The organism is Escherichia sp. AM3, assembly GCF_032029835.1.
Lineage (GTDB): Bacteria > Pseudomonadota > Gammaproteobacteria > Enterobacterales > Enterobacteriaceae > Escherichia > Escherichia coli.
On sequence record NZ_JAVUPQ010000091.1, the window covers coordinates 1 to 13,221 of the forward strand.

Annotated in this window: 13 protein-coding genes and 1 pseudogene; 3 read left to right on the forward strand and 11 right to left on the reverse strand. The window is 52.4% G+C overall.

The window, feature by feature from the left end:
• Positions 1-2: 2 nt before the first annotated feature.
• Entirely contained in the window at positions 3-59 is a 57-nt protein-coding gene (locus tag RTW80_RS31585) for an IS1 family transposase (RefSeq protein ID WP_003032489.1), read from the forward strand.
• A gap of 45 nt (positions 60-104) precedes the next feature.
• On the opposite strand, the pseudogene RTW80_RS21025 reads toward RTW80_RS31585, so the two are convergent.
• From RTW80_RS21025 to kdpF, 11 genes and pseudogenes are all read right to left on the reverse strand, one after another.
• A pseudogene (locus RTW80_RS21025) lies at positions 105-239 on the reverse strand (winged helix-turn-helix domain-containing protein); the annotation flags it as partial.
• A gap of 90 nt (positions 240-329) precedes the next feature.
• Entirely contained in the window at positions 330-1,649 is a 1,320-nt protein-coding gene (gene potE, locus RTW80_RS21030; protein WP_000075845.1) for a putrescine-ornithine antiporter, read from the reverse strand.
• Positions 1,646-3,844 carry an ornithine decarboxylase SpeF gene (gene speF / locus RTW80_RS21035; RefSeq protein WP_001424153.1) on the reverse strand — a complete coding sequence of 733 codons (2,199 nt, stop codon included), beginning with the start codon at positions 3,842-3,844 and terminating at the stop codon, positions 1,646-1,648. Before speF ends, potE begins: the two co-directional genes overlap by 4 nt.
• Positions 3,845-4,154: 310 nt before the next feature.
• A complete protein-coding gene (speFL, locus tag RTW80_RS21040; RefSeq protein ID WP_001312672.1) occupies positions 4,155-4,259 on the reverse strand; it encodes a leader peptide SpeFL in 105 nt (34 codons plus the stop codon).
• Positions 4,238-4,372, reverse strand: coding sequence for a hypothetical protein (locus tag RTW80_RS21045; protein ID WP_001299172.1), 135 nt, complete (start codon positions 4,370-4,372; stop codon positions 4,238-4,240). The genes speFL and RTW80_RS21045 overlap by 22 nt, the downstream gene beginning before the upstream one ends.
• Before the next feature lie 161 nt (positions 4,373-4,533).
• A complete protein-coding gene (gene kdpE, locus RTW80_RS21050) occupies positions 4,534-5,211 on the reverse strand; it encodes a two-component system response regulator KdpE (protein ID WP_000186109.1) in 678 nt (225 codons plus the stop codon).
• On the reverse strand, positions 5,208-7,892 hold the full coding sequence (gene kdpD / locus RTW80_RS21055; protein ID WP_001543575.1) for a two-component system sensor histidine kinase KdpD: 2,685 nt from the start codon (positions 7,890-7,892) through the stop codon (positions 5,208-5,210). Before kdpD ends, kdpE begins: the two co-directional genes overlap by 4 nt.
• The gene (gene kdpC, locus RTW80_RS21060) at positions 7,885-8,457 is read right to left on the reverse strand and encodes a K(+)-transporting ATPase subunit C (protein ID WP_001741340.1); all 573 of its coding nucleotides are present in this window, start codon (positions 8,455-8,457) and stop codon (positions 7,885-7,887) included. The genes kdpD and kdpC overlap by 8 nt, the downstream gene beginning before the upstream one ends.
• Before the next feature lie 8 nt (positions 8,458-8,465).
• Positions 8,466-10,514, reverse strand: a complete 2,049-nt coding sequence (gene kdpB / locus RTW80_RS21065; RefSeq protein ID WP_000087947.1) for a potassium-transporting ATPase subunit KdpB — start codon at positions 10,512-10,514, stop codon at positions 8,466-8,468.
• A gap of 22 nt (positions 10,515-10,536) precedes the next feature.
• Entirely contained in the window at positions 10,537-12,210 is a 1,674-nt protein-coding gene (kdpA, locus tag RTW80_RS21070) for a potassium-transporting ATPase subunit KdpA (RefSeq protein WP_000741131.1), read from the reverse strand.
• Entirely contained in the window at positions 12,210-12,299 is a 90-nt protein-coding gene (kdpF, locus tag RTW80_RS21075; protein ID WP_001272653.1) for a K(+)-transporting ATPase subunit F, read from the reverse strand. Before kdpF ends, kdpA begins: the two co-directional genes overlap by 1 nt.
• Before the next feature lie 312 nt (positions 12,300-12,611).
• On the opposite strand from kdpF, the gene RTW80_RS21080 reads away from it, so the two are divergent.
• Entirely contained in the window at positions 12,612-12,818 is a 207-nt protein-coding gene (locus RTW80_RS21080; protein WP_000424924.1) for a YbfA family protein, read from the forward strand.
• 242 nt (positions 12,819-13,060) lie between these two features.
• A partial coding sequence (locus RTW80_RS31590) for a hypothetical protein (protein ID WP_001504923.1) occupies positions 13,061-13,221 on the forward strand: 161 nt, incomplete at its 3' end.

Below are 13,221 nucleotides of genomic sequence, written 5' to 3' on the forward strand. Positions count from 1 at the left end.
CGGTGGAGCTGCATGACAAAGTCATCGGGCATTATCTGAACATAAAACACTATCAATAAGTTGGAGTCATTACCAATGACTTTATCCATACATTGCCACTTTTTTCAAAGCATAAACCGATACCCAATACCGGTTTCAGTAATAAAATGGCGAGGCCGGGCCGGATCCTGTTCCAGTTTTTGTCGCAGATGCCCCATATAATTACGCAAATAGTCGCTGTGTTCGATCGCGTTTAGACCCTACATCTGCCGGATGCGGCATAAATAACGAACTATTTGCCAACAAACAGAAAGGGCGATCATTCAATCGCCCTTTTTTACTTTGTTTTATTAACCGTGTTTATTTTTCAGTTCAAAGCGTGGTGATACCAGACCATACAGTGTCCAACCAAGGAAGGTCACGATGGAACCGTACAGCATGGCTTCTTCCCCGGATGAGTACAGCGCATAGAAACTGTACATCGCGCCAACAAAAGCAACAAAGTTTGCAACTTTCGCTTTTGAGGGGGGCACATTAGCGACCTTCTGAATAATGACTAATGCCGCCATTGACAGAATATACGGAATGATATTGGTCACCACGGCCAGGTTAACCAGCACGTTGAACTGACTGTTTAGCGACGGGCTAATCGTCATCAGCGCCAACCCGCTCTGGATAATCACAATGGTCAACATTCCCTGCACCGGTGCATCCACTTTGGTTACACGGGAGAAAATTTTAGGGAAGTAGCCTTCATCAGATGAAGATTTAAACACCTGGGCAATGGTGAACTGCCAGCCAAGTAGCGAACCGCAGCAGGACATCACCATCAGCGCCATAATGACTTTACCCACTTCCGGCGTGAACATCTGCGCGAAGGCCAGACCAAATGGTGCCGTTGAATTTGCCAGCTCCATATTTGGCACAATCCCGGCAATCACGTTGGTGGAGACGATATAAATCACCGCCGCACCTAACGTACCGCCGAGTACCGCGATTGGCACATTACGTTCCGGGTTTTCCACTACATCAGTATTTGCACACGCAGACTCCAGACCAAGAAAAGCCCACAGCGTCATAGCGATGGAAGAACCTACCGCACTGAAGAACGGTGCATGATGCGGATTCCAGGAATCAACGTACAGCGTCGGGCTAAACCAGAACCAGCCAATAATGCACAGACCGACGACCGGAATAATGACCCCCCACACGGTAATGCTACTGATTTGCCCGGTAATGCGCGCACCACCAAAGTTAGCCACGGTACAAATCCACAGCACCCCGATGGTCGCAAGACCAATCTGCACTGGCGACAAACTCGCGCCGAGCAGTTCGGTGCCGTAACCAACCGCCGAAATAGCAATCGCGACGTTAGCAATCAGCAGTGAGACGCCGTAGGTATAGTTCGCCATAAAGTTACCGGATTTACCGAAAGCATACTCGGCATAACCGCCCATACCGCCTGATTTACGGCTGAACATACCGCATTTTGCGAATGCCCATGCCAGTGCCATTGAGCCTACGGCTGTCACCAGCCAGGAGATAATTGAGATTGTCCCGACTTCGGCAAGCTTTGTCGGCAGCATGATGATACCGGAGCCCATCATGTTGACCATCGTCAGTATGGTTAACTGAACGACGCCCATTTTGTTCGATTTAGCCTGACTCATAATTTTTCCCCTTTCAACAGGGTGCTTTGCGCATCACGAGGCTTGATGACATAGCACCAAACTTGCTTACGACCATCATGTTCTTCGATATAGACACCCTGCAGCTCCGGTGCAAAACCTGGCAGCAGGTTGATCCCTTCTTCCAGAGCGCTGAAGTAACGCAGAACAGCACCACCCCAGATTTCACCCGGAACAACACACAGCACACCCGGAGGATAAGGAAGCGCACCTTCGGCAGCGATACGGCCTTCTGCATCCGGCAGACGAACCAGTTCCACTTCACCGCGTAAATAGGCGTAGTTGGCTTCTTGCGGATTCATGCTGACGCGTGGGAAGTGCTCCTTACGGAACATCTCTTTTTGCAGTTGTTTCACGTTGTGGCGGGCATACAAATCATGCATTTCCTGACACAACTGACGCAGGGTATAACCGGCGTAGCGCTCTTCATGCTGTTTGTAGATGGAAGGTAGCACTTCTGCTAATGGCGCGTCGGACTCAAGCAGTTTTTCGAAGCGTACCAGCAGGGCAACAAGTTGCTGAAGTTTGGCCATATCTTCTGCCGGAGTCAGCAGGAAGAGGATGGAGTTAAGATCGCATTTTTCCGGCACTACGCCATTTTCGCGTAGGAAGTTAGCAAGAATCGTCGCGGGTACACCGAACGCTTCATATTCGCCGTTACGTGCATCAATACCTGGGGTTGTCAGCAACAGTTTGCATGGATCGACAAAGTATTGATTCTCTGCATAGCCTTCAAAAGAATGCCAGTGTTCCCCTGGTACAAACTGGAAGAAGCGCAGATCAACCGCAATTTGCGCTGTTTCATACGACTGCCAGGGTTTACCATCCACCAGTTCAGGTACGAACGGACGAATATGCTGACAGTTATCGAGGATCAGTTTGCGGGCATTAATGCCATTTACCACACAATCCATCCACATATTACGACCGCTGACACCTTCATGCATTTTGGCGTTGATATCCAGTGCGGCAAACAGCGGATAGAACGGGCTGGTGGAGGCGTGCATCATAAAGGCGTTGTTCATGCGTTTGTGCGGTACATAACGCTGTTGCCCTTTGATGTGGCTGTCTTTTTTATGAATTTGTGAAGTCTGAGAAAAACCAGCCTGTTGTTTATGCACAGATTGCGTAACCAGAATACCCGGATCGTTCTCATTAAGATCCAGCAACAGCGGCGAACAGTCCGCCATCATCGGAATAAACTGTTCATAGCCGACCCATGCTGAGTCAAACAGGATGTAGTCACACAGATGACCAATTTTATCCACCACCTGGCGGGCGTTATAAATCGTACCGTCGTAGGTGCCTAACTGAATCACAGCGAGGCGGAAAGGACGAGCCTCTTTTGCCCGCTGCGGTGCGACTTCCGCGATCAGCTCACGCAGGTAACTTTCTTCAAAACAGTGCGCATCAATGCCACCGATAAAGCCATACGGGTTACGTGCCGTTTCCAGATAAACCGGTGTTGCACCAGCCTGTAGCAACGCTCCGTGGTGGTTAGATTTGTGGTTATTGCGGTCAAACAGCACCAGATCACCCGGTGTTAGCAGGGCGTTTAAAACCACTTTGTTAGAAGATGAAGTGCCATTTAAAACGAAGTAGGTTTTATCGGCATTAAACACTTTTGCCGCATGTTGCTGTGCAATGCATGGCGCGCCTTCGTGAATCAGCAGATCGCCCATCGCTACGTCGGCGTTGCACAAGTCGGCACGGAACAGCGCCTCACCAAAGTATTCCACAAACTGATTCCCCGCCGGATGGCGACGGAAAAATTCGCCGCCCTGATGACCAGGGCAATCAAACGCGCTGTTACCTTGATTGACATAATCGACCAGTGCGCGGAAGAAAGGTGGGCGCAGTTGAGTTTCATAATGGCTGGCAGCGGTTTCTAACTGGCGACCATAAAATTCTTTACGTGCTTCGCTAGGTTCGAAGACACCAGAAATACGTGAAAGATATTCTGCTGGTATACGTTCTTCATTTTCCGTTGCAATAAAAACAGGAATGCCATAGCCAGTAGCGTCTATTTCATCGAGTTTTCCACGTTCCACATCATTGACCGATAAAATAATGGCGGCAACGTCAATATAATTACTTTCGTCAATATTCACGCATGTACGATGAGTGGAAAAACAATCCGGGCAAGAACGACTAACGGCAATTTTTAATTCTGACATTTTGTTCATCTCTTTATTTCAGGTAATAGCAGGTCCTCAATTTCTCAAAGGAGAAATCGATCACGCCGGAAAAAAAGCAAAGCTCCACCGCTGATAAATAAATCAGTAGTTTGCTTTTTGCAGATGCAATAACCCAGACCAGCCCGGTAACTGGCTATACTCGTCATCCTTCAAGTTGCATATGCTGCGACTCGAATTATTTAGAGTTTAAAAGGGTTAGCAGTATATGAGCACCGAGGAATACAGGTATTAACCTGTAATGCTTAAAGTCAGGGAGACCTGTACGCTGGGGTGCCCTTTAGTCAGAAGACTAGCGGGCATTAAAGAAATGAAAGTCAAAACTATTACGATGGGCAAACTTCATGATATGGGTTGTCCGCCTTATATGAGGCATTAAGCGGTTATTATTTTCCATTTACCTTTACCTCTTGCTGTGTCAGTTGAAGGTAGAGTTATTCTATCCATGAAATGGCTATAATCTGTGAAGAAGATCAACAAAAAACGATCATACCCCAGATAATAAATCATTAATTATGAATAGCGCCATATTAGACGCTGTTTTGTTATTTAAATGTTGTAATTTTGTGTTTTATATTTGCGTTAAGAAATTAAACCTGCCAAATAATAATATTTGGTGCAGGTTTAATAATAAATTAATCACTATTTAAGCGAATTTATTGAATAACAATTCAAAGCATAAACCGATACCCAATACCGGTTTCAGTAATGAAATGGCGTGGGCGGGCGGGATCCTGTTCCAGTTTTTGTCGCAGATGTCCCATATAAATACGCAAATAGTGACTGTGTTCGACCGCGTTTGGCCCCCACACCTGGTTAAGGAGCTGGCGCTGGGTGAGTACTTTTCCGGCATTGTTGAGCAGCACCGCCAGCAGGCGGAACTCAATTGGTGTGAGATGCACCTCTTCCTCACCCCGGTGAATCACGCGGGCGGCTAAATCGACGGTAACATCGGAAAATTTCACCAGCGGATCGGGTGCGGTGGTGGCAGAGTGGCGGCGTAATGCGACGCGCAGACGGGCCTGCAATTCGCCAATGCCAAACGGCTTACTCAGATAATCATCCGCTCCGGCATCCAGCGCGGCGATTTTGTCGCTCTCTTCGCTGCGTGCGGAAAGCACAATCACCGGCACCGCACTCCACTGGCGCAGGTCGCGGATAAACTCAATCCCATCACCATCGGGCAGGCCGAGATCGAGAATAATCAAATCTGGCTTACGGGTAGCCGCTTCCAGCAAGCCGCGTTGCAGCGTTTCGGCCTCATAGACGCGCATCCCGTCGCCCTCCAGCGCCGTGCGCAGAAAGCGACGAATAGCCTGTTCATCTTCAACAATCAGAACGTTTGTCACATATCCTCATGAAATTCTTCAAGTTCAGGGGCAGTTTGCTGGGGAAGTGTAACACGAAAACAGGCACCACCTTCCGGTCGGTTGAACGCGGTAATAGTGCCCCCGTGTACATCCACTATCGCCCGACAAATTGCCAGTCCAAGCCCTACCCCCGGTACTGCCGACTCTTTATTCCCGCGAGCAAACTTATCAAATATCGTCTGCTCCTGGCCTGGCGGAAGACCGGGGCCGTTATCCCAGACATCCAGTTGTAGATTTTCGCCCTCAACGTGGGCATCGATACCAATTTCGGCCTGCGCACCCGCATATTTCACCGCGTTCTCCAGCAGATTAATCAGCACCCGTTCAAAGAGTGGCCCGTCAACGTGGATTAAGGTCAGCGGTTCTGGCAGAGAAAGATTGATGGGCGACGATAAACCCGGTTCCAGCATTTGCAGCGCGCTGCCGACCACTTCTTCCAGCGTTAACCACTCTTTCTTCAAATTAAAGCCGCCGGACTGAATTCGCGCCATATCCAGTAGATTATTCACCAGTCGGGTAGTGTTCAGCACGTGCTGACGGATCTCGCTGGCCTGGCGGGCGTGGGGCGATCCTTCGCTTGCCAGATCGAGCGTTAAGATTTCTGCCTGACCGAACAACACCGTGAGCGGAGTGCGTAAATCATGCGAAAGCGCCGCCAGCAGGGCGTTGCGGATCTGTTCACGTTCGCTTGCCATCCGCGCCTGTTCTTCGCTGGCGGTTAGCGTCAGCCGCTCAAGCGCATTGGCGACTAACAGCGTAAACGTCTCCAGCAGGCGCTGCTGCTCCGGAATCATCAACTGACGCAGATTCCCCGGTTCCACCACCACCAGTCCGTAGGTTTTCTCGCCGCTTTTTAACGGCAAAATTTGGTACGGTACACCGGGTAACGTGTCGGTGCCCGCACCCGCAGGCAGGCCTTTATCAAAACTCCACTGCGCGATGGCATCGTCCCACGGCGTCATTCCTTGCGGATGTGTTAACGGCTGCAATTTACCGTTGTCATCGGGCAACAACACCTGACTGCGGGCATGAAACGTGGAGGCAATAAATTGTTCGCTGGTGGCGGCGATGTCCTGCGGACTGCGGCCCACCGCCAGAGCTTTCGACATTTCATATAAGTGCCGTGTGCGTTGCTCGCGGTAACGGGCTACCCGCGCCTGATAACGCACACCCGCAGTAAGGTTCCCGATCACCAGCCCGACGGTTAACATCACCGCGAAGGTCAGCAGATATTGCACATCAGAGACGGCGAGCGTGCCGCGTGGGGCGATAAAAAAGAGATCGAAACTCACCACATTAATGACGGTAGCAACCACCGAAGGCCAGCGTCCATAAAATAGCGCCACCACCACCACGCCAAGCAGATACAGCATCACCAGGTTGGCGGCATCAAACGCCATCAGCCACTGCATGGCAATTAAGGTGATAACGGCACATAACGCGGCGGCAACCACGCATCCCTGAATCTGTACCCGCCACTTGTCTTTAAAAGAGCGGCTATCCGGCGCGTTGTTAATCGTGCGGGCGGGTGGTTCATCAAGCGCGACCAGCACCTGATCGAGATCGGGGGCGATGCGCGCCAGTCGGTCAGCAAACGTTTCCCGACGCCACCAGCGGCGCGAGGCTGGGCGACCGAGAATAATCTTGCCGAGATTATGTTCACGGGCATAACGCACTACCGCTTTCTCTTCCGCTGGATCAGAAAGTGTTGCCGTCTCCGCGCCCAGCTCCTGCGCCAGACGTAAGGCGCTGAGAATTGCCCGACGTTTTTTCTCCGGTAAGCGATGCAGGGCAGGGGTTTCAACATACACCGCGTGCCAGACGCTCCCCAGCCGTGACGCCAGCCGCGCCGCCGCACGGACCAGTTTTTCGCTGCCGGTGTTATGGCCGATGCATAAAAGGATCGCGTCGCGCGTGTGCCAGACTTTCTCTTCGCCAGGATGCCCCCGCCAGGCGCGCATTTGCTCATCAACGCGATCGGCAGTACGGCGCAGTGCCAGTTCGCGCAGGGCGATCAGATTGCCTTTGCGGAAAAAATGTTCAATGGCGCGCTCCGCCTGCCCGGCAATATAGACTTTGCCTTCTTTCAGCCGCTGGCGCAGATCGTCCGGGGGCAAGTCCACCAGCACCACGTCGTCGGCGGCATCGAAAAAAGGATCGGGCACGGTTTCCCGTACCTGAATTCCGGTGACGCCGCTGACCACATCATTCAGACTTTCCAGATGCTGAACGTTGACGGTAGTAAAAACATCAATGCCTGCTTCCAGCAGCTCTTCAATATCCTGCCAGCGTTTGGGATGACGAGAACCAGGCGCATTACTGTGCGCCAGTTCGTCCATTAAGATCAGCGCCGGACGGCGGGCGAGGGCGGCATCGAGATCAAACTCGCTGATATGCCGCCCACGGTACGCCAGGCGTTTTGGCGGCAGAACAGCCAGCTCTTCCAGCATGGCGGCGGTATCTTTCCGCCCGTGGGTTTCTACCACGCCAACCACAATATCCAGCCCTTGCGTCCGCAGTCGCTGTGCTTCTGCCAGCATCGCCCAGGTCTTCCCGACGCCTGCACAGGCACCGAAGAAAACTTTCAGCTTCCCCCGATGCGGCGCGGCAGTTTGTTCCAGCAGACGATCGGGGTCGGGACGTAAGGGTTCGTTATTCATCAAGTTTATCCAGCGCCAGATTGAGTTCAACAATGTTGACGACCGGCTGGCCGATATATTTCACCAGCGGTTGTTGGCTGTATTTTGCGATCAGTTGCGTGAGCTGTTCAACGCTGAGATTACGCGCTTTCGCCACGCGTGGGATTTGCCAGGCCGCCGCTTGCGGGGTGATATTATTGTCCAGCCCGCTTGCCGATGCCGTCACCAGTTCAACCGGAACGCTCGTGCTGGCATCCGGGTTAGCGGCCCGTAATGCAGCAACGCGTGCGGCTATTAGTTTATCCAGCTCAGGGTTACTGACTGCCAGATTGCTCCCGCCAGAAGCCTGTGGATTATAGGGCATTTCTGCCGTTGCCGACGGGCGACCATGAAAATAGCCGTTGCCGGTAAAATTCTGCCCGATTAATGCCGAGCCACGCACCGTATCACCTTCACGGATCAACGAACCGTTGGCCTGCCAGGGAAACCACCATTGCCCCAGCGCGGTGGTCAGCAGCGGGTAAACACCGCCAGTAATCAATAACAGAAAGATAAATGTCGATAATGCCGGACGTAATCCACTCATGGTAAACCTCACACCAGACCGCAAACGGTCAGCAGTAAATCAATGACTTTGATACCAATAAACGGCACCAGCAGCCCACCCAGACCGTAAATCCATAAGTTACGGCGCAACATGGCAGAAGCGGTAAGCGGTTTATAACTCACGCCTTTTAACGCCAGGGGAATCAAAAAGACGATAATCAAGGCGTTGAAAATGACCGCACTGAGAATGGCGGAGTCGGGCGAATGCAGGCGCATGATGTTCAGCGCATTTAACTGCGGATACGTTGCCGCGAACGCCGCCGGAATAATGGCGAAGTATTTCGCCACATCGTTGGCAATACTGAAGGTGGTCAGCGAGCCACGGGTCATCAGCATCTGTTTGCCAATATGCACCACCTCAATCAACTTGGTCGGGTTAGAGTCGAGATCCACCATATTGCCCGCTTCTTTCGCCGCCTGAGTACCGGAGTTCATCGCTACCGCGACATCTGCCTGCGCCAGCGCCGGAGCATCATTGGTGCCGTCGCCGGTCATCGCCACCAAACGGCCTTCCGCCTGATACTGACGAATCAATGCCAGCTTGGCCTCCGGTGTCGCTTCGGCGAGAAAATCATCGACGCCCGCTTCCGCAGCAATGGCGGCGGCAGTCAGACGGTTATCGCCGGTAATCATCACCGTTTTAATGCCCATTTTGCGCAGCTGGGCGAAGCGCTCTTTAATACCGCCTTTGACGATATCTTTCAGCGCAATAACGCCCAGCACACGAGAACCTTCCACCACCACCAGCGGCGTGGCTCCCTGACGCGCAACCTGATCGACTTTTTGATCAACATCGGCAGGGAAGTGACCGCCGTTAGCCTCAACATGGCGGCGAATGGCATCGACAGAACCTTTACGGATCATGCGGTTGTCGATGTTGATCCCGCTCATCCGGCTTTGCGCAGTAAACGGTACAAAGGTGGCATGGAGCGACTGCACATCGCGCTCGCGCAGGTTAAAACGCTGCTTGGCGAGGATCACAATACTGCGGCCTTCCGGCGTTTCATCAGCCAGCGAAGCCAGTTGTGCGGCGTCAGCCAGCGTTTTTTCATCCACGCCCTGCGCGGGGATAAACTCCGACGCCTGACGGTTACCGAGTGTGATGGTGCCGGTTTTATCCAGTAGCAGAACGTCAACGTCACCTGCCGCTTCAACTGCACGTCCGCTGGTGGCAATCACATTCGCGCCCAGCATCCGGCTCATCCCGGCGACGCCGATCGCTGACAACAGGCCGCCAATAGTGGTTGGGATCAGACAGACCAGCAGCGCCACCAGTACCGTTACGCTGACTGCATTACCGCCCCACGCGGAAAACGGCCACAGCGTGGCGGTTGCCAGTAAAAAGACGATAGTCAGGGCAATCAGCAGGATGGTCAGGGCAATCTCGTTCGGCGTTTTACGTCGCTGTGCGCCTTCCACCATCGCGATCATCCGATCCAGAAATGTCTCGCCGGGGTTAACGCTACACTCAATCACCAGCCAGTCAGAAAGAATACGCGTGCCGCCGGTGACGGAGGCAAAATCGCCGCCGGATTCACGGATCACCGGTGCCGATTCCCCGGTGATGGCGCTTTCATCGACCGATGCGCCGCCTTCAATGACTTCACCATCGCAGGGGATAATATCGCCAGCTTCTACCAGCACGATGTCACCTTTACGCAGTTGATCGGCAGGAACTTTGTCTGCCACAGCGCCATATTTCGGTTCGCGCAGCTTGCGAGCAAAAGCGGTTTTTTTCACCCCTTTCAGACTGTTGGCCTGCGCTTTACTGCGGCCTTCTGCCAGCGCCTCGGCGAAATTAGCGAACAGTACGGTGATCCACAGCCAACCGCTAATGGCCGCGCTAAACAGCGCATTGCCGGGCATCGCACCGCTTGCCATCGCGATGCTAATACAGGTGGTCAGCAGACTGCCGATCCAGACGATAAACATCACCGGATTGCGCCATTGCGCCTGCGGGTTTAATTTTTTCACCGCTTCTTTCAGCGCCTGAACGACAAGTGTTGGTTCGAATAGCGCCAGTTGTTTACGACTCATATTCAGTGCTCACTCAATATCATCAGGAGAGATATTCCGCCACCGGACCAAGCGCCAGGGCAGGGATAAAGGTCAGTGCGCCAACCAGCAACACGGTGCCGATTAACAGGCCAACAAACAGCGGGCCGTGCGTTGGCAGCGTGCCGGAGCTGGCGGCTTGGCTCTTTTTACTCACCAGCGAACCGGCAATTGCCATCACCGGGATAATCACCCCGAAGCGACCGACAAACATGCAGAACGCCAGTAAACAGTTCCAGAACGGAGAGTTGGCGCTTAATCCGGCAAAGGCGCTGCCGTTGTTGTTAGCGGCGGATGACACGGCGTACAGCACTTCGCTAAAACCATGCGGGCCAGGGTTGAGCATGGCGCTACGTCCGGCGTCGGTCATCATCGCCAACGCCGCGCCCATCAGCACCAGCGTCGGGGTAACCAGAATTGCCAGTGCAGTCAGTTTCATCTCGCGTACGTCGATTTTTTTACCCAGATATTCCGGTGTACGACCAATCATCAGCCCGGCAATAAACACCGCCAGCAGGACAAACAGCATCATGCCGTAAAGACCAGAACCGACACCGCCGAACACCACTTCACCAATTTGCATCAGCCACATCGGCACCATGCCACCGAGAGCGGTAAACGAATCATGCATCGCAATCACCGCGCCACAGGAAGCCGCCGTCGTCACGACCGCAAACAGGCTACTGACCAGCACGCCGAAACGGCTCTCTTTACCTTCCATATTGATGCTGCTGTCCGTGCCCAGTGCCAGCAGATGAGGATTACCCTGAACTTCTGCCCACATCACCACGCCTACGCAGATGACAAAAATCACTGACATCGCCCACAGCAACATGCGCCCCTGGCGGCGATCGCCCGTCACTTCACCAAAGGCAAAGCACAGCGCCGTTGGGATCAAGAAGATCGCCAGCATCTGCACGAAGTTGGTCAGTGCGGTTGGGTTTTCAAACGGATGCGACGAGTTGGCATTAAAGAAGCCACCGCCGTTAGTACCGAGCATCTTGATCGCTTCCTGAGAAGCTACAGGCCCCATGGGTAACAGCTGTTGCGCTCCTTCAACGGTATTCACAGCCTGATAAGGCAGAAAGTTTTGCAGCGCACCTTGTTGAATAAAAAACAGTGCAATCAACAACGCCACAGGGACTAGCACCCATAACGTGATGCGTAGCAGATCGACCCAGGCATTCCCGAGCGTGCTCATGCTCTGGCGGGTAAACGCACGGATGAGGGCAAAAATCACCGCAATCCCGCTGGCGGCAGAAAGAAAGTTTTGCACCGTTAAGCCCGCCATCTGGCTGAAATAGCTCAACGTGGTTTCACCGCTATAAGATTGCCAGTTGGTATTGGTGACAAAGCTGACGGCGGTATTCAGCGCCAGATCCCACGACAGCCCTGGCAACTGCTGTGGATTAAGCGGCAGATAGTGCTGACCGAGCAACATAAAAAACAGCACCGCCAGCCCCAGCATGTTCAGGCCGAGAATGGCACAAAGATATTGCTTCCAGTTCATCTCACGGTCAGAGACGCCAAGTGCGCGAAAAAGTACGCGCTCAACGCCCGTTGTACCGGGAAGAGGAATGTCATTAATCAGCCGCGCCAGCCCGCTGCCTAAAGGACGCGCCAGCACCATTAACACCAGTAAAAACGTGGCGATCAGTAAGAACCCTTGCGCAGCCATCAGAACGCCTCCGCATTGATCAGGGCATAAACCAGATAACCCAGTAATAAAAACACCAGCAATACGCCGGTTATCACGCCTGCACTCACAGTGCACCTCCAGTGGCCTAAAAGTGATACCGGAAGGGTAGAATTCTGGCTGCAAAGATTTCGCAAAAATCTGCGGGCGGGGTGTAAAAAAAGTATAAAAATGGCAAAAGCCATGATTTAACTAATGTTTAGTATTAATTTAACTTTTGTGTAACTTAATTACAGGATGAATGTAAATAAACCATCAATAAGCAAAAATAAGTGGTCGGATGAGTAGTAAAATTACACAAAAGGCGGTACTATTTTCATCAGATAAACAAATTCATTTTTCCGGTGCCATTCACCGGGTAGATACAAAAGGGGGAGAAAAGTATGGAACTCTACAGAGAATATCCTGCATGGCTTATCTTTTTACGCCGTACTTATGCGGTTGCAGCGGGCGTTCTGGCGCTGCCTTTCATGCTTTTCTGGAAAGACCGCGCCCGCTTTTACAGCTACCTGCATCGCGTCTGGTCGAAAACCAGCGATAAACCGGTGTGGATGGATCAGGCCGAAAAGGCAACTGGTGATTTTTATTGATTGCTGAGTTTTGAATACATTGAAAACCGCCAGCGGAAACGCTGGCGGTTTTTTGTATCAGGAAGATGTTCAGAGGAATATTTAGACATCGTTATACCAATCGAAACATATATTCATGAAATATATATAAATATTTTCCTAATTGTTCTTATCTGACAGATATCTCACTTAAGGCTTTCTTATAAATCTGTAGGGTTTCGCCTGTCAGCAGACAAATAACCCGATAAAACAAGGATGAGCAGATGAGCGGAAAACCGGCGGCGCGTCAGGGCGACATGACGCAGTATGGCGGTAGCATTGTCCAGGGTTCAGCCGGGGTACGCATCGGTGCCCCCACCGGCGTGGCCTGTTCGGTGTGCCCCGGCGGGGTGACGTCCGGCCATCCGGTCAATCCGCTGCTCGG

Coding starts and splice junctions, on each gene's coding strand:
- RTW80_RS21080 (WP_000424924.1), top strand. CDS start 12,612: ATGGAACTCTACAGAGAATATCCTGCATGGCTTATCTTTTTACGCCGT.
- RTW80_RS21045 (WP_001299172.1), bottom strand. CDS start 4,372: ATGATTTATTATCTGGGGTATGATCGTTTTTTGTTGATCTTCTTCACA.
- kdpA (WP_000741131.1), bottom strand. CDS start 12,210: ATGGCTGCGCAAGGGTTCTTACTGATCGCCACGTTTTTACTGGTGTTA.
- speFL (WP_001312672.1), bottom strand. CDS start 4,259: ATGGAAAATAATAACCGCTTAATGCCTCATATAAGGCGGACAACCCAT.
- kdpD (WP_001543575.1), bottom strand. CDS start 7,892: ATGAATAACGAACCCTTACGTCCCGACCCCGATCGTCTGCTGGAACAA.
- speF (WP_001424153.1), bottom strand. CDS start 3,844: ATGTCAGAATTAAAAATTGCCGTTAGTCGTTCTTGCCCGGATTGTTTT.
- potE (WP_000075845.1), bottom strand. CDS start 1,649: ATGAGTCAGGCTAAATCGAACAAAATGGGCGTCGTTCAGTTAACCATA.
- kdpB (WP_000087947.1), bottom strand. CDS start 10,514: ATGAGTCGTAAACAACTGGCGCTATTCGAACCAACACTTGTCGTTCAG.
- kdpC (WP_001741340.1), bottom strand. CDS start 8,457: ATGAGTGGATTACGTCCGGCATTATCGACATTTATCTTTCTGTTATTG.